At 71.7% G+C, this 23,144-nt stretch carries 21 protein-coding genes; 7 read left to right on the top strand and 14 right to left on the bottom strand.

The genetic code is table 11. The features are described 5' to 3' along the window. Positions 1-46: 46 nt before the first annotated feature. From ABZY12_RS17900 to ureA, 7 genes are all read right to left on the bottom strand, one after another. Positions 47-1,390, bottom strand: coding sequence for a hypothetical protein (locus tag ABZY12_RS17900; RefSeq protein WP_356891253.1), 1,344 nt, complete (start codon positions 1,388-1,390; stop codon positions 47-49). 118 nt (positions 1,391-1,508) lie between these two features. Beyond that, positions 1,509-3,125, bottom strand: a complete 1,617-nt coding sequence (cimA, locus tag ABZY12_RS17895) for a citramalate synthase (protein WP_356891251.1) — start codon at positions 3,123-3,125, stop codon at positions 1,509-1,511. Positions 3,126-3,517: 392 nt separating this feature from the next. Next, entirely contained in the window at positions 3,518-4,132 is a 615-nt protein-coding gene (locus ABZY12_RS17890) for a TetR/AcrR family transcriptional regulator (protein ID WP_356891275.1), read from the bottom strand. A gap of 18 nt (positions 4,133-4,150) precedes the next feature. Then, positions 4,151-4,582, bottom strand: a complete 432-nt coding sequence (locus ABZY12_RS17885) for a hypothetical protein (protein ID WP_356891249.1) — start codon at positions 4,580-4,582, stop codon at positions 4,151-4,153. Between the two features lie 58 nt (positions 4,583-4,640). After that, on the bottom strand, positions 4,641-5,657 hold the full coding sequence (locus ABZY12_RS17880; RefSeq protein WP_356891247.1) for an agmatine deiminase family protein: 1,017 nt from the start codon (positions 5,655-5,657) through the stop codon (positions 4,641-4,643). Between the two features lie 11 nt (positions 5,658-5,668). Continuing rightward, entirely contained in the window at positions 5,669-7,351 is a 1,683-nt protein-coding gene (locus ABZY12_RS17875) for an urease subunit alpha (RefSeq protein WP_356891245.1), read from the bottom strand. Beyond that, positions 7,351-8,049, bottom strand: coding sequence for an urease subunit gamma (gene ureA, locus ABZY12_RS17870; protein ID WP_356891243.1), 699 nt, complete (start codon positions 8,047-8,049; stop codon positions 7,351-7,353). Before ureA ends, ABZY12_RS17875 begins: the two co-directional genes overlap by 1 nt. 137 nt (positions 8,050-8,186) lie before the next feature. On the opposite strand from ureA, the gene ABZY12_RS17865 reads away from it, so the two are divergent. Then, positions 8,187-9,596, top strand: a complete 1,410-nt coding sequence (locus ABZY12_RS17865; protein ID WP_356891241.1) for a cytosine permease — start codon at positions 8,187-8,189, stop codon at positions 9,594-9,596. A 117-nt stretch (positions 9,597-9,713) separates the two neighbouring features. Here ABZY12_RS17865 and ABZY12_RS17860 read toward each other — a convergent pair whose 3' ends face one another. Together ABZY12_RS17860 and ABZY12_RS17855 are read right to left on the bottom strand one after the other, a co-directional pair. Then, entirely contained in the window at positions 9,714-10,820 is a 1,107-nt protein-coding gene (locus ABZY12_RS17860) for a branched-chain amino acid aminotransferase (RefSeq protein WP_356891239.1), read from the bottom strand. A 244-nt stretch (positions 10,821-11,064) separates the two neighbouring features. Continuing rightward, the gene (locus ABZY12_RS17855; RefSeq protein ID WP_356891237.1) at positions 11,065-12,105 is read right to left on the bottom strand and encodes a 3-isopropylmalate dehydrogenase; all 1,041 of its coding nucleotides are present in this window, start codon (positions 12,103-12,105) and stop codon (positions 11,065-11,067) included. Between the two features lie 138 nt (positions 12,106-12,243). Between ABZY12_RS17855 and ABZY12_RS17850 the strand changes: the two genes are divergently transcribed. Next, a complete protein-coding gene (locus ABZY12_RS17850; protein WP_356891235.1) occupies positions 12,244-13,848 on the top strand; it encodes a metallophosphoesterase family protein in 1,605 nt (534 codons plus the stop codon). A 9-nt stretch (positions 13,849-13,857) separates the two neighbouring features. Here the strand turns inward: ABZY12_RS17850 and ABZY12_RS17845 are convergent, their stop codons facing one another. Together ABZY12_RS17845 and ABZY12_RS17840 are read right to left on the bottom strand one after the other, a co-directional pair. Then, positions 13,858-13,989 (bottom strand): hypothetical protein, encoded by a 132-nt coding sequence (locus ABZY12_RS17845; protein WP_356891233.1) that lies wholly within the window; start codon positions 13,987-13,989, stop codon positions 13,858-13,860. A gap of 204 nt (positions 13,990-14,193) precedes the next feature. Beyond that, positions 14,194-15,069 carry a LysR family transcriptional regulator gene (locus ABZY12_RS17840; RefSeq protein ID WP_356891231.1) on the bottom strand — a complete coding sequence of 292 codons (876 nt, stop codon included), beginning with the start codon at positions 15,067-15,069 and terminating at the stop codon, positions 14,194-14,196. A 103-nt stretch (positions 15,070-15,172) separates the two neighbouring features. Here ABZY12_RS17840 and ABZY12_RS17835 point away from each other — a divergent pair, with 103 nt between their 5' ends. From ABZY12_RS17835 to ABZY12_RS17825, 3 genes are read left to right on the top strand one after another with little or no spacing between them, the layout of a single operon-like run. Beyond that, a complete protein-coding gene (locus tag ABZY12_RS17835) occupies positions 15,173-16,192 on the top strand; it encodes an NADP-dependent oxidoreductase (protein WP_356891229.1) in 1,020 nt (339 codons plus the stop codon). Between the two features lie 36 nt (positions 16,193-16,228). Next, positions 16,229-16,570, top strand: coding sequence for a PadR family transcriptional regulator (locus ABZY12_RS17830; RefSeq protein ID WP_356891227.1), 342 nt, complete (start codon positions 16,229-16,231; stop codon positions 16,568-16,570). Next, complete coding sequence (locus ABZY12_RS17825) at positions 16,567-17,292, top strand: hypothetical protein (protein ID WP_356891225.1); 726 nt, start codon at positions 16,567-16,569, stop codon at positions 17,290-17,292. Before ABZY12_RS17830 ends, ABZY12_RS17825 begins: the two co-directional genes overlap by 4 nt. Positions 17,293-17,337: 45 nt before the next feature. Here the strand turns inward: ABZY12_RS17825 and ABZY12_RS17820 are convergent, their stop codons facing one another. After that, positions 17,338-17,874, bottom strand: a complete 537-nt coding sequence (locus tag ABZY12_RS17820) for a GNAT family N-acetyltransferase (RefSeq protein ID WP_356891223.1) — start codon at positions 17,872-17,874, stop codon at positions 17,338-17,340. Between the two features lie 114 nt (positions 17,875-17,988). Here ABZY12_RS17820 and ABZY12_RS17815 point away from each other — a divergent pair, with 114 nt between their 5' ends. Further along, positions 17,989-18,894: an alpha/beta hydrolase gene (locus tag ABZY12_RS17815; RefSeq protein ID WP_356891221.1), complete on the top strand. Its 906-nt coding sequence runs from the start codon at positions 17,989-17,991 to the stop codon at positions 18,892-18,894. 87 nt (positions 18,895-18,981) lie between these two features. On the opposite strand, the gene pruA is transcribed toward ABZY12_RS17815, so the two are convergent. Together pruA and ABZY12_RS17805 are read right to left on the bottom strand one after the other, a co-directional pair. Continuing rightward, positions 18,982-20,613, bottom strand: coding sequence for an L-glutamate gamma-semialdehyde dehydrogenase (pruA, locus tag ABZY12_RS17810; protein ID WP_356891219.1), 1,632 nt, complete (start codon positions 20,611-20,613; stop codon positions 18,982-18,984). 30 nt (positions 20,614-20,643) lie between these two features. Then, complete coding sequence (locus ABZY12_RS17805; protein ID WP_356891217.1) at positions 20,644-21,570, bottom strand: proline dehydrogenase family protein; 927 nt, start codon at positions 21,568-21,570, stop codon at positions 20,644-20,646. A 194-nt stretch (positions 21,571-21,764) separates the two neighbouring features. Here ABZY12_RS17805 and ABZY12_RS17800 point away from each other — a divergent pair, with 194 nt between their 5' ends. Beyond that, positions 21,765-23,138 carry a helix-turn-helix domain-containing protein gene (locus ABZY12_RS17800; protein WP_356891215.1) on the top strand — a complete coding sequence of 458 codons (1,374 nt, stop codon included), beginning with the start codon at positions 21,765-21,767 and terminating at the stop codon, positions 23,136-23,138. Positions 23,139-23,144: the final 6 nt, after the last annotated feature.

Genomic DNA, 23,144 nt, shown 5'->3' with positions numbered 1-23,144 from the left:
CGGCCGGGACGAGCCGCGGCCCCGGCCGAGATCCGCTGGACGGGTTCTAGAACCCGCCGCCGCCGAAGTCCCCGCCGCCGCCGAAGTCACCGAACCCGCCGCCACCACCGAAGTCGCTCGACCCGAAGTCGCCGGAGCTGAAGTCGGCGCCGGAGACGTCACCGCCCTCGAACTCCGAGCCGCCGTACTCGGTCGCGTAGGCCGGGGTGGCGAGCATCGAGCCGAGCATGGTGCCGACCAGCAGGCCGGGAAGCAGGCCGCCGCCGAAGTAGCCGCCCGCCCAGGGGCCGTACGCCGGTCCCGCCTCCCAGTACGGGCGGCGGCCGCCGTCGGTCTCGACCGTACGGGCCATGGGGTCTCGCCCGTCGTCGAGGCGGGCGGCGTCGGCGGCGCAGACCGGGACCTCGCGGGCGGCGCCGCCGGCCGGGGTCCAGGTCCGGTCCTCGGAGGCCGGGCCGTGCCGCGGGTCGAAGAAGCAGGGCGGCCGGCGCTCGGGCAGCGGCCGGCGCTCGCGGCGGGCGGCCAGGACGGCGAGGGACCAGCGGCCGTCCTCCAGCGCCTGGGTCACCGCGCGGACGTCGTGCGGGTGCGTCGCGGAGCCCATGAGGGACTTGGCCTTGTCGTAGGAGTCGAGGGCGCGTTCGTAGTCGCCGCGCATGGCGTCGTCGGCGCCGGCCTCGGCCGGGTGGAAGTCGAGGCGGTCGAGCTCCTCGCCGAAGGCGGTGATGTCCTCGTCGACGACGACCCGGAGCCGGTCCAGGGCCGCGCGCTCCTCGGCCTCCTTGCGGAGCCGGTTGCGGCGGACGACCGCGTACGCGCTCGCACCGCCCGCGGCGGCGACGGCGCCGAGGGTCACCAGACCGGCGACCGGGACACCACCGTCGGTACCCACGTCTCCCCAGGAGGCGGGGGCGGAGCCGCGCAGGGTGGGCAGGGCCTGGTCGACGAAGTTGTTCAGCTCGGTGTCGGCGTCGACGCCGGGCTGGCGTACGGCCGTGATCAGGTTCTGCACGGCGTCTCGGGACAGCACGGAGGAGTCCGCGGCGGCGTTGAAGCCGTCACCGAGGCGGACGGCGTAGAGACCGGTCACTCCGGTCTCGGTCCGCAGGTTGCGGAGCAGGTTCTCCGGCGGGAACTCGGCGCTCGCCGGCAGCACGGCCACGAAGAGCGGCTTGTCCGCGTCCTTGATCTTCTGGGCGAGGGCGTCCGCGTCGGCCCGCGAGAGCTGGTCGGCGGCGCCTGGATGGACGTACACCGGACCCTGCTTCAGGGCCGCGGCAGCGTCGGAGATCCCGGTGGCCCTGGCGCCCGCGGAGGGGGTCAGGACCAGGAGCAGCAGCAATGCCAAGCCCGCGAGGGCCGACAGAAGGTAAAACGGCCTGGTCCTCATATCTCGAAGCTACCCGAATGGGCTCGAACAGGACATAGAGGACGCAGACCGCTTTCCCGAGGCCGCTCGGCGCGACCGCTCACTCGGCACTCGGCCGCTCGGCGGCCGCCCGGTGTGGCTACTCCGCCGGGTCGATTCCGACCCGCAGCAGCCCGTAGGTGAACGCGTCCTCCAGCGCCTGCCAGGAGGCGGCGATGACGTTCTCGCCGACGCCGACCGTCGCCCACTCGCCGTTGCCGTCGCTGGTGGTGATCAGGACGCGGGTGGTGGACTCCGTGCCGTGGCGGCCTTCCAGGATGCGGACCTTGTAGTCGATCAGCTCGAACTTGGCGAGCTGGGGGTAGATGCGTTCCAGGGCCACCCGCATCGCGCGGTCGAGGGCGTTGACGGGGCCGTTGCCCTCGGCGGTGGCGACGATCCGTTCGCCCTTGGCCCAGAGCTTGACGGTCGCCTCGTTGGCGTGGATGCCGTCGGGCCGGTCCTCGACGATCGCGCGCCAGGACTCGGTACGGAAGTAGCGGCGCGGCCGGCCCTCCGCCTCCTCGCGGAGCAGCAGCTCGAAGGAGGCGTCCGCGGCCTCGTAGGTGTAGCCCTTGAGCTCGCGCTCCTTGACCCGCTCGACGACCCGGCCGACCAGCTCGCGGTCGTCGCCGAGGTCGACGCCGAGCTCCTTGCCCTTGAGCTCGATGGAGGCGCGTCCGGCCATGTCGGAGACGAGCATCCGCATGGTGTTGCCGACCAGTTCGGGGTCGATGTGCTGGTAGAGGTCGGGGTCGACCTTGATGGCGGAGGCGTGGAGTCCGGCCTTGTGCGCGAAGGCGGAGACACCCACGTAGGGCTGATGGGTGGAGGGCGTCAGATTGACGACCTCGGCGATGGCGTGCGAGATGCGGGTCATCTCGGCGAGCGCGCCCCGGGGCAGCACCCGCTTGCCGTACTTGAGCTCGAGCGCGGCGACGACCGGGAAGAGGTTCGCGTTGCCGACCCGCTCGCCGTAGCCGTTGGCGGTGCACTGGACGTGCGTGGCGCCCGCGTCGACGGCTGCCAGCGTGTTGGCGACGGCGCAGCCGGTGTCGTCCTGGGCGTGGATGCCGAGCCGGGCGCCGGTGTCGGCGATGACGGTGGCGACGACGGCCTGGACCTGGGCGGGGAGCATGCCGCCGTTGGTGTCGCAGAGGATCACGACGTCGGCGCCGGCCTCGTGGGCGGCGCGGACGACATCCTTGGCGTACTGCGGGTTGGCCTTGTAGCCGTCGAAGAAGTGCTCGCAGTCGACGAAGACCCGGCGGCCCTGGGAGCGCAGGTAGGAGACGGTGTCGCGGACCATCTCCAGGTTCTCGTCCAGGGTGGTCCGCAGCGCGAGCTCGACGTGCCGGTCGTGCGACTTGGCGACCAGGGTGATCACCGGGGCGCCGGAGTCGAGGAGGGCCTTGACCTGCGGGTCCTGGGCGGCGTTGCCGCCGGCCCTGCGGGTCGCGCCGAAGGCGACGAGCTGGGCGTGCCGGAAGTCGATCTCCTGCCGGGCGCGGGCGAAGAACTCGGTGTCACGCGGGTTGGCGCCGGGCCAGCCGCCCTCGATGAAGCCCACGCCGAACTCGTCGAGGTGCCGCGCGATGGTCAGCTTGTCCGCGACGGTGAGGTTGATCCCCTCGCGCTGCGCCCCGTCGCGCAGCGTGGTGTCGAAGACGTGGAAGCTGTCGTCGGGACGCGAGCTCGCGTCGGTCTCCGTGGTCATGACTGTGTTGGCTCCTGTCGGATGTGGCTCCGGAAGGTCTGGCTCCACTTGCCCCCATTTTCGCGCGCGGTCCGTCTCCGGCGTGGGTGGGGCCGGAAAACGAAAAAACCCCTCGCGGGTGCGAGAGGTCTGCGCGCGGGTCTGGGGCACGGTGTCCACTGCCGCGGAGGTCGAGCCGCGGTTCAGCGGTCACTGCGGACCGGCGCGCTGCTGCCGATAATCATCGTGGTAGCAAGCACGCCCGCAGTCTGCCACACGCCTGCGGCGCGCGGGACACGGATCTCACGATGCGGGCACACCCGCCCACGCCGGGGCACGGCGATGGCGTACAGCAGGTGACGTCGGGGCGCGGATGCCGGCCGGAAGAGCTCGATCGGGTCTCCTCGCGTGCCTTACGGGCGCGCGACCAGCGCGTCCTCCACGAACTCCCTGACGTGGGCGAGGACCTGCTCGCGCCCGGTGCCGGGGATGCCGACCGCGACATGGACGCTGAACCCGTCGAGGAGGGCCCGCATCCGGGCCGCGAACCGGTCCGGGTCCACCGCCCGGAACTCCCCGCGCGAGACGCCCTCGGCGATCAGCGCGACCAGGTCCCGGTGCCAGGCCCCCTCGATGGCGGCCTGCCGGGCGCGGGCGTCGGCCTCGGCGTTCTGCGACCGGTTCCAGACCTCCAGCCAGAGGGTCCAGTGGGGGTCCCGGGGACCGTCGGGGACGTAGACGTCGATGTATCCGTCGAGCCGCTCGCGGGCGGTCCCGGGCCGCGAGAGCAGCGCACTGCGCTCGGCGCCGAGCCGCCCCTCGCTCCACTCCAGGGTCTGCAGGAGCAGCTCGTCCTTGGTGCGGAAGTAGTAGAGCAGGTGCCCGCTGCTCATCCCGACCTCTCGCCCGAGCCCTGCCATGGTGAGCCCGTCGAGCCCGCGCTCGGCGATGGTGTCCATCGCGGCGGCGAGCAGCTCCTCGCGAGGCGGGGCGGCCTGGTTGCGGCGCCGGGGGCCGGCGGGGTTGATGCGGGTCACTCGTACGTTCTACCTCATGCCGTTCGTCGTGGTTCCGTCCGCGTTCCGCCCGAAGGCGGCCTCCAGGACGGCGGGGAGATCGTCCTCCGGAACGGTCGTGCGCAGGTCGGCGAAGACCCCTGCGAACGTCTCGTCGTCGATGACTCCCAGGTGCTCCCGCCGCAGCTCGCGGATCACCTCGACGAGCTCGGGACGCAACCGCATCCACGCGCGGGACGTGCGGATCTCCTCGGCCACCTGGTCCATGAACCAGCGCATGACGTCGTACGGGATGCGATGGGGCCCCGACACGGGGTCGACGCACACGGTCGGCTCCCGTGCCGGATCCTCGTCCGGCACGCTCGCCGTCACCGGCGCCCGGTTCCCGCCCCGCTCGGCCGGCTCCGGGTACCAGGCGTCATCGGGTACGGAGGATCCGGAGCGCGTAGGCCCGGTCCTCATGCGTGATCGGCGGCATGGCCGCAGGCTGTCACAGCCCGCGGCCCGCCCATCGGATTTCTCAGACCTTCGGCTGCTGCTGTGTGATGCAGTGAATGCCGCCCCCACCTGCGAAGATCGCCCGCGCGTCCACCAGCGTCACCGTCCGTTCCGGGAAGAGCCGGCGGAAGATGCCCGCCGCGAGCTCGTCGTTCGGGTCGTCGAAGCCGCACAGCACCACGCCGCCGTTGCAGAGGTAGTGGTTGATGTACGAGTAGTCGACCCAGTCACCCTCCTCGTCCTTCAGGACCGTGGGGGCCGGGATCTCGACGATCTCCAGGGTGCGGCCCTTCGCGTCGGTCTGGCCGCGCAGGAGGTCGACGTACAGGCGCGAGCGCTCGTGGTCGGGGTGGGCCGGGTCCTGCTGGCTGTGGACGACCACGACGCCGGGCTTGGCGAAGGCGGCGACGATGTCGACATGGCCTTGGGTGCCGTAGAGGCCGTAGTCCCCGGCCAGACCGTGCGGGAGCCAGATCGCCTTCGTCGTGCCGAGCTTCGCGTGGATCTCGGCCTCGACCTCCTCGCGCGTCCACTCGGGGTTGCGGCCCGCGCCGAGCTGGACGGTGTCGGTCAGCAGGACCGTTCCCTCACCGTCGACGTGGATCGCGCCGCCCTCGTTGACGAGCGGCGAGGAGAGCACCGGCACCCCGGCCAGGTCCGCGACATGGCGGGCGATCTTGGAGTCGTGCTCCCAGCGCGCCCAGTCCTGCGCGCCCCAGCCGTTGAACACCCAGTCCACGGCGGCCAACCGCGAGCCGTCGGTCACGAACGTGGGGCCGATGTCACGCATCCAGGCGTCGTCCAGGTCCCGCTCGACCAGGTCGACCGAGTCGCCGAGCAGGGCCCGCGCGGAGTCCAGCTGGCCGGGGCCGACCACCATCGTCACCGGCTCGAAGCGGCGCACGGCACGGGCCACCGAGGCCCAGGCGGCGCGCGCCTCGGCCAGCTCCTCCTCGTTGGTGAAGGTGGGGTTGGGGCCGGGCCAGGCCATCCAGGTGCGCTCGTGCGGGGCCCACTCGGGCGGCATGCGGAAGCTCATCAGATGCGTCCTCAGAGGAAGTAGAGACGGTTGAGGGAGATGGACTCGGCCGGTTCGGAGCGGATCGGGTCGCCGTCCAGCGACACCAGGCCCGTCCGGCCGTCGACCGAGACGTCTCCGATACGGGAGTTGAGGAGCAGGTCGCCGGGGCCGATGCCGCGCGTGCCGCGGACGGCCACGCGGCGACGGCGGGTCGGCATCGAGTCGGAGCCGAGGTCGACGGCGGCCTGGGCGACGAAGGCGACGGAGATGTCGGCCGGGGTCGCCCCGTGGGCTCCGAACAGCGGTCCGAGGACGAGCGGTTCGCAGGTGTCGGTGGCGGCGTTCGGATCGCCCACGACCCCCCACGCCGGGAAGCCGGACTTCAGCACCATCTGGGGCTTGGCGCCGAAGAACTCGGGCCGCCACAGCACGATGTCGGCCATCTTGCCGACCTCGATGGAGCCGATCTCGTGCGCGAGGCCGTGGGCGATCGCCGGGTTGATGGTCAGCTTGGCCATGTAGCGCAGCACGCGCGCGTTGTCGTCGTGCGCGCCGTCGCCCTCCAGCGGGCCCAGCTCGGCCTTCATCTTCCCGGCCATGGCGAAGGTCCGGCGTACGGTCTCGCCGGCCCTCCCCATCCCCTGCGCGTCGGAGGAGGTGATCCCGATCGCGCCGAGGTCGTGCAGGACGTCCTCCGCGCCCATCGTCCCGGCCCGGATCCGGTCACGCGCCATGGCGGCGTCGCCGGGGAGGTCGGTCTTCAGGTCGTGGACGGAGACGATCATCCCGTAGTGCTCGGCGACCGCGTCACGGCCGAAGGGCAGCGTGGGGTTGGTGGACGAGCCGATGACGTTCGGCACGCCGGCCATCTTCAGGACGTTGGGCACGTGTCCGCCGCCGCAGCCCTCGATGTGGAAGGCGTGGATCGTACGGCCTTCCAGGACGCGCAGGGTGTCCTCGACGGAGAGGCACTCGTTCAGGCCGTCGCTGTGCAGGGCGACCTGGACGTCGTGCTCCTCGGCGACCCGCAGGGCGGTGTCGAGGGCGCGGGTGTGCGCGCCCATGTCCTCGTGGACCTTGAAGCCGGACGCGCCGCCCTCGGCGAGCGCCTCGACGAGCGGGGCCGGGTCCGAGGAGGAGCCGCGGGCGAGGAAGCCGATGTTGACGGGCCAGGCGTCGAAGGCGTTGAAGGCGTGCTTGAGGGCCCAGGGCGAGTTGACGCCGACGCCCCAGACGGGGCCGAACTCCTGGCCGATGACCGTGGTAACACCGGAGGCCAGCGAGGCTTCCATGATCCGCGGCGACAGCAGGTGGACGTGGGTGTCGACGGCTCCGGCGGTGGCGATCAGGCCCTCGCCGGAGACGATGGAGGTGCCCGTGCCGACGACGACGTCGACGCCGTCGAGGGTGTCCGGGTTGCCGGCCCGGCCGATGGCGTGGATGCGGCCCTCGCGGATGCCGATGGACACCTTGCGGATGCCCTGGACGGCATCGATCACCAGGACGTTGCTGATCACGACGTCACAGGTCTCGCGGACGGCCGCGGCCTTGAGGTGCAGGCCGTCGCGGGCGGTCTTGCCGAAGCCGGCGAGGAACTCGTCGCCGGGCTTCTGGGAATCCGACTCGACCCGGACGACGAGCCCGGAGTCGCCCAGGACGACCCGGTCTCCGGCGCGGGGGCCGTGAACCGACGCGTACTCGTACGGGTCCATCAGTTGCCCTCCTTCGGGGACTCGGCACCCAGGTAGCCACAGGCCGCCGCCCTGCGCAGCGCCTCTTCCTTCGCGCCCGGCTCGTCCAGCGGGCCGTCGACCAGGCCCGCGAAGCCGATGGCGACGCGGGCGCCGCCGATCGGGACGAGGCCGACCTCGGCCTCGCCGCCCGGGTCGAAGCGGAACGAGGACCCGGCGGGGACGGCGAGCCGCATGCCGTAGGCGGCGGCGCGGTCGAAGTCGAGGCGCGGGTTGGCCTCGAAGAAGTGGAAGTGCGAGGTGACGCTGACGGGGACGGCCGCGGTGTTGCGGACGGTCAGGGTGAGCGCGGGCTGCCGCTCGTCCTGCGTGGGCCCCGGCAGCAGGGCGCCCGGGGCGCCGTCGCCGAGTGCTCCGCCGCCGATCGGGTCGGAGACGACCGCGAGCCGCGAGCCGTCGTCGAAAACGGCCTCGACATGTACTTCGGTGACGACGTCGGCCACACCCGGCAGCACGTCGTCCGGGCCGAGGACCGAGCGGGCCGCCGCGATCGCCTCGGCGAGTCGCTTCCCGTCGCGGGCCGCCTCGCAGACCGTGTCCGCGATGAGGGCGGTCGCCTCGGGCACGTTCAGCCGCAGGCCTCGTGCCCGGCGGGCCCTGGCGAGCTCCGCGGCACCGAAGAGCAGCAGCCGGTCCCGCTCGGTGGGGGTCAGTCGCACCTGGAAAACACCTCCTGTTTGAGCAACACTCTAAATGGTGAAACCGCTGGATCCAAGCATTGACGTACGCGGGAGTAGTGGGTCACATTGAGCGCCACTCAAAAACCTGTCCGTCCGCTTGCCCGCAGGGAGCCCCCATGCCGATAGAACAGCGCGGAGTCGACACCATCCCCGAAGCGGAACGCACCAGCGGTCCGCGTGACCTCGTCTCGATCCTCCTCGGATCCAACCTCTGCCTCGGCGTGATCGTCTTCGGCTGGCTGCCGGTCTCCTTCGGCCTCGGGCTGTGGGCGTCGGTGACCTCCGTCGTCGCCGGCACACTCGCCGGCGTCGCCGTGACCGCCCCGCTCGCCCTCGTCTCGCTGCGCACCGCGACGAACCTCTCCACCTCCAGCGGCGCCTTCTTCGGCGTCCGGGGACGGCTCGTCGGCTCCGTCGTCGGTCTCCTGCTCTCCCTCGGCTACACCGCGCTGACGCTGTGGATCGGCGGGGACGTGATCGTGGGCACGCTGGACCGGCTGGTCGGGCTGCCGACCGGGGACGTCACGCACACCGTCGTGTACGCGGTGCTCGCCGCCTGCACGGTCGTCGCCGCCGTCTACGGCTACCGGCTGCTGCTCAAGCTCAGCAAGGCCCTCGCGATCGGCATGACCCTGCTGCTCGCGCTGGGGCTGTTCGCGTACGCCGGGGACTTCACCACGGCGGCGGTGCCCGAAACCCCGTACCTGCTCGGCTCGTTCTGGCCGACCTGGGTGCTGTCCGCGGTGGCCGCAGGGCTCAGCGGACCGGTCGCCTTCATCACGCTGCTCGGCGACTACACGCGTTACATCTCGCCCGAGCGGCACAGCTCGAAGTCCGTCTGGCGAGCCACCTGCCTGGGCCTGCTCGTGGGCCTGCTGATCCCTCAGCTCTTCGGCACGTACACGGCGTTGGCGGCGCGCGGCGCCCTCGACTACGCCGGGCCGCTCGTCGACGCCTCCCCCGTCTGGTACCTGGTGCCGCTGCTGCTCGCGGCCACCGCCGGCTCGGTCGGCAACGCGGGGCTGATGCTGTACTCGATGGGGCTCGACCTGGACGCGATCCTGCCCCGCGCGACGCGCACGCGGGCGACGCTCGTGGTCGCGGTGGTGGCGACGGCCTTCGTCTTCCTGGGCCACTTCGCCACGGACGCGCAGACGGCGATGACGTCGTTCGTGCTGCTGCTCACCGCGATCGGAACCCCGTGGGCGGTGATCACGCTGATCGGGCACGCGCGATGCGCGGGCGCGTACGACCCGGAGGCGCTGCAGGTCTACAACCGCCGGGCGCGGGGCGGGGCGTACTGGTTCACGGCGGGGTGGAACGCGCGGGCGACCGCCTCGTGGGCGATCGGCGCGGGCGTGGGCCTGGCGTCGGTCTCCACGCCGCTGTACGAGGGCCCTCTCCTCGCCCTCACGGGCGGGATCGACTGCAGCTTCGTTCTCTCGGGTGTGGTGGGCGGCGGGCTGTACGCGGCCCTGACGCCGAAGCCGGCGGTGGCGGCGGAACCGGAGGCCGCCGTCTCCTGACGGCAGGCGGGGGTGCTGCGGGGGGAGGTGTGCGGGGGCGCCCTGGATCCGGGGCGCCCCCCCTTGTGCGTACCGGGCGCCCCGTATGCGTACCGGGCGCCCTCGCACGCGTACCGACTAGCCCAGCTGGTGCGTCCAGCCGTGGACGTCCTCCGCCTTGCCGGTCTGGATGGCGAGCAGCGCCTCGCGCAGGCGCATCGTGACCTCGCCGGGCTCTCCGTCCGACTGCCGCCACTCGCCGCGGGCCGCCTTGACCGTACCGACGGGGGTGATCACCGCGGCCGTGCCGCAGGCGAAGACCTCCGTGAGGGTGCCGTTCAGCGAGTCGGCGTGCCACTGGTCGATGGAGACGCGGCCCTCCTCCGCCTCGTAACCGAGGTCCTTCGCGAGCTGGAGGAGCGAGTCACGGGTGATGCCGGCGAGGAGCGAACCGGTCAGCGTGGGCGTGACGATCCGGGGCTTCCCGCCGGCCTCGGAGCCGTACACGAAGTACAGGTTCATGCCGCCGAGCTCCTCGACCCACTTGTGCTCCACGGCGTCGAGGTAGGCGACCTGGTCGCAGCCCTTCGCCGCCGCCTCGGCCTGGGCGAGCAGCGAGGCCGCGTAGTTGCCGCCGGTCTTGGCGTCGCCCACACCGCCGGGGACCGCGCGGACGCGGTCCTCGGAGAGCCAGATGGAGACGGGCTTCACACCGCCGGGGAAGTACGGACCGGCGGGCGACGCGATGACGACGAAGAGGTACTCGTTGGCAGGCCGGACGCCGAGCCCGACCTCGGTCGCGATCATGAACGGACGCAGGTAGAGGGACTCCTCGCCGCCGTGCGCCGGGACCCATGCCTTGTCCTGCTGGACGAGCACGTCACACGCCTCGATGAAGGTCTCGACGGGCAGCTCCGGCATCGCCAGACGGCGGGCGGACGCCTGGAAGCGCCGGGCGTTGGCGTCGGGGCGGAAGCTGGCGACCGAGCCGTCGGGGCGGCGGTAGGCCTTCAGGCCCTCGAAGATCTCCTGCGCGTAGTGCAGGACGTTCGTGGCCGGGTCGAGGGAGAGCGGGCCGTACGGCACGAGCTGGCCGTCGTGCCAGCCGCGGCCCTCGGTCCACCGGATGGTCACCATGTGGTCGGTGAAGTGGCGGCCGAATCCCGGGTTGGCCAGGATCGCCTCGCGCTCCGCGTCGGACAGCGGGCTGGAGGAGGGCTTGAGCTCGATCGTGGGCGTCGTCATGAGTGCTTGTCCTTCACCGGTTGTGTGTGACGGACCGCGCTCACGCCGCTATCAGTGCTCTGCTAGGACGTCCGAGCTTTCCCGCATGCCGCGGCCCCACGCTCGATTATCGCCCGTGGGGTCCGGTGCACGAAAACGGTGTGCATACGGTCCAGGATGTGATGGTGGCACCCTGCGACCGCATAGGTACAGCCGCCGGGTGCGGAATGCGACCCGGCGGCTGTGTGATGCGTCAGTCGGCGGGTCAGCTCGCTACGCGTACCGCGAGCGCGTCACCGATCTCGTCCGTCGTACGGAGGGAGTCGCCGCGCTCGGTCAGGTCGGCGGCGACGGCCGCCTCGATGCGGCCGGCCTCGTTCTCGTAACCGAGGTGGCGCAGCAGGAGCGCGACGGACAGGACGGTGGCCGTGGGGTCGGCCTTGCCCTGGCCCGCGATGTCCGGCGCGGAGCCGTGGACCGGCTCGAACATGGACGGGAACTCGCCGCTCGGGTTGATGTTGCCGGAGGCGGCGACGCCGATGCCGCCGGAGACGGCCGCGGCGAGGTCGGTGATGATGTCGCCGAAGAGGTTGTCGGTGACGATCACGTCGAAGCGCTCGGGCTGCGTGACGAGGAAGATCGTCGCCGCGTCCACGTGCAGGTAGTCCGTGGTGACCTCGGGGAACTCCTCGGCCACCTTGTTGAAGATGTTGGTCCAGAGGTGACCCGCGTACGCCAGGACGTTGTTCTTGTGGACCAGCGTCAGCTTCTTGCGCGGGCGGGCCTGGGCGCGGGCGAAGGCGTCGCGGACGACGCGCTCGACACCGAAGGCCGTGTTGACGGAGACCTCGGTGGCGACCTCGTGCGGCGTACCGGTCCTGATCGAGCCGCCGTTGCCGGTGTACGGACCCTCGGTGCCCTCGCGGACCACGATGAAGTCGATCTCGGGCTGGCCCTTGAGCGGGGTCGACACGCCGGGGAGCAGCTTCGAGGGACGCAGGTTGACGTGGTGGTCGAAGAGGAAGCGGAGCTTCAGCAGGAAGCCGCGCTCCAGCACGCCGGACGGGACCGACGGGTCGCCGATCGCGCCGAGCAGGATGGCGTCGTGCTGCTTCAACGCCGCGACATCGGCGTCGGTGAGGGTCTCACCGGTCGCGTGGTAGCGCTTGGCGCCGAAGTCGTACTCCTTCGTCTCCAGCTTCACGTCCTGCGGGAGCGCGGCGGCGAGGACCTTGAGGCCCTGGGCCACGACCTCCTGGCCGATGCCGTCGCCGGGAATGACTGCGAGATTGATGCTGTGAGACATGTCGGCACCCTACTCCTCGTCCCAGCGGCTGACACTCATTGTCCACCATCCGGACGGATTCGCTTGCGGCGAGATTCTTTGGATTTCGTTCATCCCGTGTCTGGCGCGCGGTCGTAAGTTACTGGCAAGTTGCCCGCCATGACTGAGGACACCCCACGCTTCGGGATCCCCGAGGCCCTCGCCCGTCGTATGTCCATGCCGGAGCAACACGAGTACCTGCGCGCGAAGTTGACGCGGCGTCGCGTTCTCGCCGGGTCGGCGGCGGGGGCCGCCGCGGCCGGTACCGGGTTGCTCGCGACCGGCCCGGCGGCCGCCTCCCCGGCCTCCGGCGCGAGCGTCCGCCCGAACCTCGGCCCGACCCTGGTGACGGCCGCCGCCACCGCCGCCGTGGACGGCTCGCTCGTCGCGCCGTTCGGGCGCCACCTCGCGTTCGGCGCGGACCCCCGGACCCGGATGCGGATCTCCTGGCAGGTGCCGTTCGCCGTCTCCCGCCCGTACGTCCGGGTCGGGACGCGCCCGTGGGAGCTCGGGGCGCGCGTCGAGGCCGAGGTGCGCGCGCTGCACACGCCCTCGCTCTCCCGGAAGCTGCCGGCGGTCGACCAGTACTACCTGCACGTCGGTCTGGACGGGCTGCGGCCCGGCACGACGTACTACTACGGCGTGGGGCATGACGGTTTCGACCCCGCCTCCCCCGAGCGGCTCTCCACGCTCGGTTCGTTCCGTACGGCTCCGGCGGCGCCCGAGACCTTCGTCTTCACGGCCTTCGGCGACCAGGGCGTGAGCTACCACGCGCTCGCCAACGACCAGCTGATCCTCGGCCAGAACCCGGCCTTCCACCTCCACGCCGGCGACATCTGCTACGCCGACAGCACCGGTCAGGGCAAGGAGTCGGACACGTACGACGCCCGCGTCTGGGACCAGTTCCTGGCGCAGACGGAGAGCGTGGCGGCGCGCGTGCCGTGGATGGTGACGACGGGCAACCACGACATGGAGGCGTGGTACTCGCCGAACGGCTACGGCGGCCAGGCGGCCCGCTGGTCGCTCCCGGACAACGGCCCGGACCCGGACCGCGCGCCGGGGATCTACTCCTTCACCTACGGCAACGTCGGGGTCGTCGCGCTCGACGCCAACGACGTCTCGTACGAGATACCGGCCAACCGGGGCTATACGGAGGGGCGCCAGACCGCCTGGCTGGACCGGCGGCTCGGCGAGCTGCGGGCCCGCCCCGAGATCGACTTCGTGGTGGTCTTCTTCCACCACTGCGCCTACTCGACCTCCACCCACGCCTCGGACGGCGGAGTCCGCGACGCGTGGCTGCCGCTGTTCACCGAGCACCAGGTGGATCTGGTGATCAACGGCCACAACCACGTCTACGAACGCACGGACGCGATCAAGGGCGGCGAGGTCGGCAGGCCGGTGCCGATCGGCGGGACGACGGACCCGACGCGCGACGGCATCGTGTACGTGACGGCCGGCGGCGCGGGCAAGGATCTGTACGGCTTCGGGCTCGGCGTCCAGGACAGCTACGAGGGGCACGTCCACGACCACGAGCACATCGTGACGTACCACTGGACCAAGCTGCGGCTGCCGGACCCGGACACCGTGGAGTGGTCGCGGGTGCGCTACACCGGCTTCTCGTTCCTGGCGGTGGAGGCGGTGGCCGGGGCTTCGCCGGTGCTCAAGGTCTCGGCGCTCGCCGAGAGCGGCGAGCGCATCGACCACTTCGAGGTCAAACGGTCCTAGACGAGGGGCTCAGTGGCCCGTGGACCCGCCGTTGTCGCGGCGGTCGAGGGCCCGCTGGAGGGCGGCGGCGGCGTTCTTACGGGCGTCGTCGCTGGGGCGGGTGGCGGAGTGGCGGACGCGGCGGACGGTCTCAGCGGCCATGGGGATCGACTCCTTGAGATCAGTGGTGATCCGAGATCAGTGGTGATCGAAGGCGCCGGAAGGGGCGGGGAGCGCCGCCGCAGGGGTTGCCTGCACAGGGGCATCGCGCTCACGACCGCCATTCGCTGATGGAGCGAGACGTTCGGCTCCTACAAAGCTAGGACAGGCGGCCGCGTCTGTCTCCACAATTACTCGGACTTCCTACTATCTGAGACGGCGGGTTTCCCGCAGGGCCCGGATGAGGGCCTGGACGGCGAGCGATTTCGCCAGTTCAGGGGTGGTGACATAGCCGACGGACCGGGTCGGGGGCTCTGGACCGAGATCGCTGATCGCCACCGAGGGCGGTGCTCCGACCAGGGACATCTCCGGCATCACGGCCATCCCGAAACCGCTGCTCACCATCGACAGCACCGCTCCGTCGTCCTCGGCCTCGACGGTCGCCGGCGGCAGCCACTCCTGGGCCGCCCACCACTCGCGGGTGTACGAGGTGCAGTTCTCCGCCCAGTCCACCAGCGGCAGCGAGCGCGGGGCCGCGTGACCCGCCGGGTGCACCAGGGCGTACCCCTCCTCGACGAGCACCCCGCCGACCAGCCCGGGCGGTACGGGAGAGGTCGTCCCGATCGTCGCGACACCGAGGTCCGCCCGCCCGTCCAGGACCTCACCGGCCGTCCCGCGCCCCACCTCCCGCACGATCCGCACCTCGGGGACAATCTCGGGATGGCGGGCGGCCAGGCGCTCGAGGGCGGGCGGCAGCAGATGCAGGGCGGCGCTGCGGAAGGCTGCGATCCGCAGCGGCCCGGCTGCGGTGCCGGTCTCCGCGCCGCGCACCTCGGCGGCCATCACCTCCAGAAGCCGCAGCACCCGTCGCGCGTAGGCGAGGGCCCGCTCCCCGGCCGGCGTGGGTGTGGCGCCCGTCCGCCCCCGGTCGAAGAGGACCGCACCCAGCTTGCGCTCGCTGGCGCGCACCGAGTGGGAGACGGCGGACTGCGTCATGCGGAGCGCGACGGCGGCGGTCGAGAAGCCGCGCTCGCGCCCGACGGCGACCAGGACGCGCAGCTCCCGGGGCGCGAGATCGTTCATCAATGGGGTCTCACCTCGGGGTATGAGCGGAATTCATGGCTCGGTCGGTTCCATCGACGCAACCTACTGCCCGACCGCCGGATTCCTTCCTACGGTCTCGGGCATGACGAACGACACCATGATCACCGTCCAGCAGACGGCCCGCCCCGACGGCTTTCCCACCCCGGCCCACTTCGCCTTCGTCGAGGGCCCCGTCCCCGCCCCGGCGCCCGGCACCGCCCTCGTCGAGAATCTCCAGTGGTCCGTGGACCCCTACCACCGTGAGGCGATGGAAGACGGTTCCCTGTGGGCGCTGAACGCTCCCATGGAGGGGCGCACCCTCGGCCGGGTCCTCGACTCCCGTACGCCGGAACTGGCCCCCGGCGACCTGGTCCTGCACCGCGAGGGCTGGCGCACCCACGCCGTGGTCGCGCCGGACGAGGCGAGGCCGGTTCCGGACTTCGACGGCGTGCCCCTCGCCGCGCACCTGAGCGTGCTCGGCGGTACGGGCCTGTCGGCCTATGTCGGCCTGACCCGGATCGCGCGGCTCCAGCGGGGCGAGGACCTGTTCGTCTCCGCCGCGGCCGGCGGGGTCGGCACGGCCGCCGGCCGTTTCGCCCGCCTCCTCGGCGCCGGCCGGATCGTGGGCAGCGCGGGCTCGGCGCGCAAGGTCGCGTACCTCACCGAACGGGTCGGGTACGACGCGGCGTTCGACTACCACGGCGGACCGGTCACCGAACTGCTGGCCGAGGCGGCCCCGGACGGGCTCGACGCCGTGCTCGACGGCGTGGGCGGCGACCACCTGGAGGCCGCCATCGCCGCGCTGCGCGACCACGGCCGGATCGCCTGGGTCGGCGCCGTCGCTCAGTACCACTCCCTCTCCGCTCCCCCGCCCGCCCCGCGCAACCTCTTCGACGTGGTGGGCAAGAACCTGCGCCTCGAAGGCTTTCTGGTGCGCGATCACCAGGACGCGCAGCGGGAGTTGTACGACTTCGCGGTGCCCCACCTCCAGAGCGGGCGACTGCCGCTGGACGTGACGGTGGTGGAGGGGTTCGAGAACATCGTGGACGCCTTCCTCGGGATGCTGCGCGGCGAGAACACCGGGAAGATGCTGGTGTCCCGGCTCGTCGACCACGCTAGCTAGATTGCTTTCCTACCTAGGTGGTGATGGAATGCACTCATGGCCGCAGACCGCAGATCCAGCTGGCTCAAGGGAGTCCTCGACCTGCTCGTCCTCTCCTGCCTGACCGACGGCGAGAGTTACGGGTACGAGATCGCCAAGTCGCTCGCCGAGGCGGGACTCGGCGAGGTCAAGGGCGGGACGCTCTACCCCGTGCTCAACCGGCTGGAGGAAGCGGGCCTGCTGGAGGCCGAGTTCCGGGCCGCCGAGCGGGGACCGGGGCGCCGTTACTACCGGCTGACCGAGCGGGGGCGCGAGCATCTCGCCACCGAGAGCGGGGCCTGGCTGGACTTCCACACGGCCGTACGGATGAAGCTGCACCCAGGGGGATCGACACCATGACCACGGACACGTACTTCCAGGAGCTCGCCACCGCGCTGCGCACCGCGGGCGTGCCGCGCGCGCAGATCGACGCGACCGTCGACGACCTGCGCGGCCATCTCGCCCAGACGGGGATGACGGCGGAGGAGGAGTTCGGTCCGGCCGCCGCCTTCGCGGCGCAGCTCGGCGGTCTCGCGCCGCTGCCCGGCGAGCCGGACGAGGCGGCGGAGAGCTGGACCTGGACCGCGGACCTCTTCAACGACCGGCGGATGCTGGCGGTCCACGGCGACCAGGGCTGGGAGGTGGAGTCCCTCGACGCGCTCGGACGGTTCGTGTGCCGCCGGGCCCCGGGGGCGGCGCTGCGCTGGGAGTACCGGCGCGAGGTGATCAAGGGCCGGCGCCGCGATCAGGTCTTGGGAGAGCTGGAGCCCGAGGGCTGGGAGTTGTGCGGCGAATGGATGATGTACGGCTACTTCAAGCGCCCGAAGGCGGCGAGCGCGGGCCCGGCGGGCGAGCTCGGCGCCCGTCCGGCACGCCCTCGCGGATGGCTGTTCCTGAGCCGCCGGGGCAAGGTGGCGCTCGCCGTCTGGGCGGTCGCCGTGGTGGCCTGCCTGGCGGCGGTCGGCATGGGGCTCGGGATGCCGGGGTACGCCATCGCGCTCTTCGGCGTGGGCTGGGCGATCTCGGCGACGTACACGGCGAAGCTGGAGACGGACAAGGGGCGCGTGGGCCAAGGCCGTTGAGGGGGCGGACGGACGCGGTGGCACCGGCCGCGCCGCTCCCGAGCCTCACATCACATCGCCGTCACGCCAGTCGAAGACGAGCGGGGCGGCGGGGTCGGGCAGGCGGCCGCCCCCGGCCGGGCGCAGATACGTGGAGTCCTCCTCGTCCCGCAGCCGGACGATCCCGTCCGGGCTCAGGACCTCGATCCGGCCCTGCCACAGCGTCCAGCCACGGGCGCGGTAGAGCGCGGCCCCCTCGTCGGAGGCGGACAGCGCCCCGAAGGCGTACGCCCCGTCGATCACCCGCTCCAGTTCGGCCATGACGACGCCGGCCAGTCCCTGCCGACGCCGATCGGCGCGGACGGCGACACCTTCGACGTAACCGACGCGCAGGGAACGTCCGTCGTGCAGCACTCGGCGCATGACCACGCTGCCGTGGGCGGCGACGCCCCGCTCGTCCTCCACGCAGGCGTGCACGCCACCGAGGGTGTGGTCCCAGTCCTCGTCGGAGAAGTCTCCCTCGAAGGCGGTGTCGAGCATCTGCCGGACGGCGAGGAGCCGTTCGGTTCCCAGAGCGTGGGTGGGCGCGGTCGTCAGAGTCATGCTCCGAGTCTCCCCCTCCACGCCCACCTAACCACTCACCGGCTCTTGACCAGTTAACCCTGACGGTGCTTGACTCCCACTTATAACCATCAAAGAAGACTTGAGGGGTTAGGCATGCTCACCGTGCAGCAGGTACACCACCGCACCACCACGGTCCGGGGCCACGAGATCCATTACCGCGAGGCGGGCTCGGCCGACGCCCCCGTCCTCCTCCTGCTGCACGGCTTCCCCACCAGCTCGCACATGTTCCGCGACCTGATCCCGCTGCTCGCCGACCGCTACCGGCTCATCGCCCCCGACCATCTCGGCTTCGGCCGCAGCGCCGCGCCCCCGGCCGACGAGTTCGACTACACCTTCGCCGAACTGGCCGCGCTCACCGCCGAGTTCACCGAGACCCTGGGTCTCGCCCGGTTCGCGCTGTACATCCAGGACTACGGCGCCCCCATCGGCCTGCGCCTGGCCCTCGCCCACCCCGAGCGCATCACCGCGATCGTCACCCAGAACGGCAATGCCTACGAGGAGGGCCTGGGCAAGGAGGCCTGGGCGCCCGTCCTCGCCCTGATCGCCGACCGCACCCCGCGGACGGAGGCCCCGGTCCGCGCGATCCGCTCACTGGACGGCATCAGGTGGCAGTACGAGACGGGCGTCCCGGCCGAGTTCCGCGACCTCCTCAGCCCCGACGCCTGGCATCACGACGCGGCGCTGATGGCCCGCGACGGCCAGGACGCCGTCCAGCTGGACCTGATCAGCGACTACGGCTCCAACTTCGCCCTCTACCCCGCGTTCCAGGAGTACTTCCGCACCTCCCGGGTCCCCCTGCTCGCGGTCTGGGGCGCGGGCGACGAGGTCTTCGTCCCGGCGGGCGCCGAAGCCTTCCGCCGCGACCTCCCGCACGCGGAGATCCACCTGCTCCCGACGGGTCACTTCGCCCTGGAGACACACGCGCCGTCGATCGCGGCGCTCATCGGCGATTTCCTCGAACGCGCTGTGCGGGTGGACGCCGACAGGGCACCCCGGTGACCCCGCCCGCACAGGAACCGCCCCCGTCCTCGGTTGGGGGACCCAGGAGGGGGGCGGTGTCAGGGGGGCCTCAGGGAGGCGGGGGCGTCAGCCCATGTGGGGGTAGCCGTAGTCGGTCGGCGGGACCAGGGTCTCCTTGATCGCGCGGGTCAGCGTCCAGCGCATCAGGTTCTGCGGGGCGCCGGCCTTGTCGTTCGTGCCGGAGGCGCGGCCGCCGCCGAAGGGCTGCTGGCCGACGACGGCGCCGGTCGACTTGTCGTTGATGTAGAAGTTGCCCGCGGCGTAGCGGAGCTTGTCCATCGCGTGGGCCGCGGCGGCGCGGTCACCGGCGATGATCGAGCCGGTCAGCGCGTACGCCGACACCGACTCCATCTGCTCCAGCATCTGCTCGTACTTGTCGTCCTCGTAGACGTGCACGGCGAGGATCGGGCCGAAGTACTCGGTCGTGAAGACCTCGTTCTCCGGGTCGGAGCACTCGATGACGGTCGGGCGGACGAACCAGCCCTCCGAGTCGTCGTAGCTGCCGCCGGCGACGATCGTGCAGGTCGGGTCGGCCTTCGCGCGGTCGATCGCGGCCTTGTTCTTGGCGAAGGCACGCTCGTCGATCACGGCGCCGATGAAGTTCGACAGGTCGGTGACGTCACCCATCTTGATGCCGTCGACCTCGGCCGCGAACTCCTCCTTGAAGCCCGAGTTCCAGAGGGAGGCCGGGACGTACGCGCGCGAGGAAGCGGAGCACTTCTGGCCCTGGAACTCGAAGGAGCCGCGGGTCAGCGCGGTCTTCAGGATGGCGCGGTCGGCGCTCGGGTGGGCGACGACGAAGTCCTTGCCGCCGGTCTCGCCGACGATCCGCGGGTAGGAGCGGTACTTCTCGATGTTGTTGCCGACCGTCTTCCACAGGTGCTGGAAGGTCTTGGTCGAGCCGGTGAAGTGGATACCGGCCAGCTCCGGGTGGTTCAGGGCCACCTCGGAGACGGCGATGCCGTCGCCCGTCACCAGGTTGATGACGCCCTTGGGCAGACCGGCCTCCTCCAGGAGCTCCATGAGGAGCACCGCGGAGTGGGTCTGCGTCGGGGACGGCTTCCAGACCACCACGTTGCCCATGAGGGCGGGGGCGGTGGGCAGGTTGCCCGCGATGGCGGTGAAGTTGAACGGCGTGATCGCGTAGACGAAGCCCTCCAGCGGGCGGTGGTCCAGACGGTTCCACACACCCGGGGAGTTCGCCGGCGGCTGCTCGGCGAGGATCTGGCGGGCGTAGGACACGTTGAAGCGCCAGAAGTCGACGAGCTCGCACGGGGTGTCGATCTCGGCCTGCTGGGCGGTCTTCGACTGGCCGAGCATGGTGGAGGCGGCCAGCGTCTCGCGCCAGGGGCCGGCGAGCAGCTCGGCGGCGCGCAGGATGATCGCGGCGCGGTCGTCGAAGGACATCGCGCGCCAGGCCGGAGCGGCGGCCAGGGCGGCGTCGACGGCGTCCTGGGCGTCCTGCCGCGTGGCCCCGGCGAAGGTGCCGATGACGGCCTTGTGGTTGTGCGGCTGTACGACGTCGACGCGCTCACCGCCGCCCATGCGCTTCACGCCGCCGATGGTCATCGGCAGCTCGCGCGGGTTCTCGGCCAGCTCCTTGAGCTTGGCCTCCAGGCGGGCACGCTCGGGGGAACCGGGGGCGTAGCTGTGCACCGGCTCGTTGACCGGAGTGGGGACCTGGGTGACAGCGTCCATGAGTCTCGTAACTCCTTGTGAGAGGTGGGCTCAGCCCTTGGTGAGGATGGAACGGGCGAAGAAGAGGAGGTTGGCCGGCTTCTCCGCGAGGCGGCGCATGAAGTAGCCGTACCAGTCGGTGCCGTACGCGGTGTAGACGCGCATGCGGTGACCCTCGGCGGCGAGACGGTTCTGCTCCTCGCTACGGATGCCGTACAGCATCTGGAACTCGTACTCGTCCAGTTTGCGCCCGGCGCGGCGCGCGAGCTCCTGGCCGATCGAGATCAGGCGCGGGTCGTGCGAGCCGATCATCGGGTAGCCCTCGCCGTCCATCAGGATCTTCATGATCCGGACGTACGCCTTGTCGATCTCGGCCTTGTCCTGCAGGGCGACGGACGCGGGCTCCTTGTAGGCGCCCTTCACGATCCGGACGCGGGAGCCGTCGGCGGCGAGGCGGCGGGCGTCCTCCTCCGTGCGGAAGAGGTACGCCTGGATGACGCAGCCGGTCTGCGGGAAGTCCTTCCGCAGCTCCTCGTGGATGGCGAACATCGAGTCGAGGGTGGTGTGGTCCTCGGCGTCGAGAGTGACCGTGGTGCCGATCCCGGCGGCGGCTTCGACGACCGGGCGGACGTTGGCCAGAGCCAGCTCGTGCCCGTTCTCCAGCGCCTGGCCGAACATCGACAGCTTGACGGACATCTCGGCGCGCTCGCCGAGGCCCAGCTCCTCGAGGCGGCCGATGAGCTCCAGGTAGGCGTCCCGGGCGGCGTAGGACTGCTCGACGGTGGTGATGTCCTCGCCCACGACGTCGAGGGTGACCTCCAGGCCCCGGCCGGTGAGGTCCTCGACGATCGGGATCACGTGCTCGACGGTCTCACCGGCGATGAACCGGTCGACGACCTGCTTGGTCCCCGGGGCGGCCGAGACGAAACGGCGCATCTTGTCGCTGCGGGACGCGGCGAGGATCACGGGACCCAGCACGGGGCACCTCCTGAGGGCGGGGTGTTGAAAGGTGCCGTATCCGAACGTACGGAAAGTTTCGGAAACAGCACGGAGAACCACCGTGAAACCTAAGGATCGCTCCGATCGTCTGCCATCGACAGCTGTCACGCATCCGTGGACGGCATCTCAGACATCTGTATGAAGGATCCGGCGGCGGGTGCGAGAATGGCCGGGTGAAGGGCGATTACCAGGAGCTGGTGGACGAGATCTCGGCACTGCTCGGCGCCCCGGCGACGCTGGAGAACCGGGATTTCGGTCTGATCGCCTTCGGGGCCCACGACAGCGACAGCTTCTTCGACGAATCCGCGCTGGACCCGGTCCGCACCCGCTCGATCCTGACCAGGAAGTCGACGCCGGCGGTCCGGGCCTGGTTCGAGGGCTTCGGCATCACCCGGGCGACCGGGCCGGTGCGGATCCCGGCGGCGCCGGACGCGGGAGTCCTCCGGGACCGGATCTGTCTGCCCGTACGGCATCGGGGCATCGTCCTCGGATACGTCTGGCTCCTCGACGCCGAGCCGGGGCCCTCCCCCGCCCGGCTGGCGGCGGCGATGGAGGTCGCCGCCCGGATCGGCGACCTGCTCGCGGACGAGGAGCGGGCGGGCGCGGACCTCTCCCGAGAGCTGCGGGCGGCCCTGAGCGCGGAGCGCGGCTGGCAGTACGACATGGCACTCGCGGCCCTGCGCACGGCCCTCGGTCCCGACGCGGACGGTCTGCACGCGCTGGTGTGCGTCGCCCCGTGGCCGGACGAGGAGGGCCCGTCCTTCCGTACGATCCCCGGCGCGGCGGCGCTGTGCACCCTCCCGTGGCGGCTTCCGGCGGGATCGGGCTCCGGCGGTACGGCCGGCCGGACCGGGTACGGCGAGGCACCGGGCCCCACCGGAGCGGACCCGGGCGCCGGACCCGGTGCGCGCGGCGCGGCCGGGGCCCGATCGCGACACGGCGAAGCATCCGGGGGTGCCAAGGTCCGGGACACGACGGACGCCGCCGGCCCCCTCGCCGTCACGGGACCGGCCGGGCCGTACGGCGCCCGGGGATCCGACACCGCCCACGCGCTGGCGGTCGTGGTGCGCCTGCGGTCCGCCGACAACCTGGCGCCCGCGACGACGGCGGCCACCCGGCTGCGGGACGCCGCCGGCCCGGGCGCCGTCGCGGGCATCGCCGGGCCCCGGCGCGGGCTCCCGGAGCTCGACACGGCCTGGCACGAGGCCACCGCCGCCGCCCGGGCCGCCGCCGCCCAGCCCCGGCTCGGGCCGCAGGCCCTCTGGTCCGCCATCGGCCCGTACCGTCTGCTCACCGCCCTCCCGGCCGGCGAACCCGACCCGGCGGTCCGCGCCCTCCTCACCCCCGCCCACGCCGAACTGGCCCGCACGGCCGAGACGTTCCTCGACCACGCGGGCCAGGCGGGCCGCACGGCGGCCGCCCTCGGCATCCACCGTCAGACCCTCTACTACCGCCTCTCCCGCGTCGAACAGCTCACCGGCCTCGACCTCGACGCGGGCGAGGACCGCCTGCTCCTCCACATGGCGCTCAAGGCGGCGCGACTCTGACGGCCT

This window comes from Streptomyces sp. NPDC006551 (genome assembly GCF_040611675.1).
GTDB lineage: Bacteria > Actinomycetota > Actinomycetes > Streptomycetales > Streptomycetaceae > Streptomyces.
The sequence above is the reverse complement of the archived record's forward strand: the minus strand, read 5'-3'. Positions and strand labels throughout refer to the sequence as shown.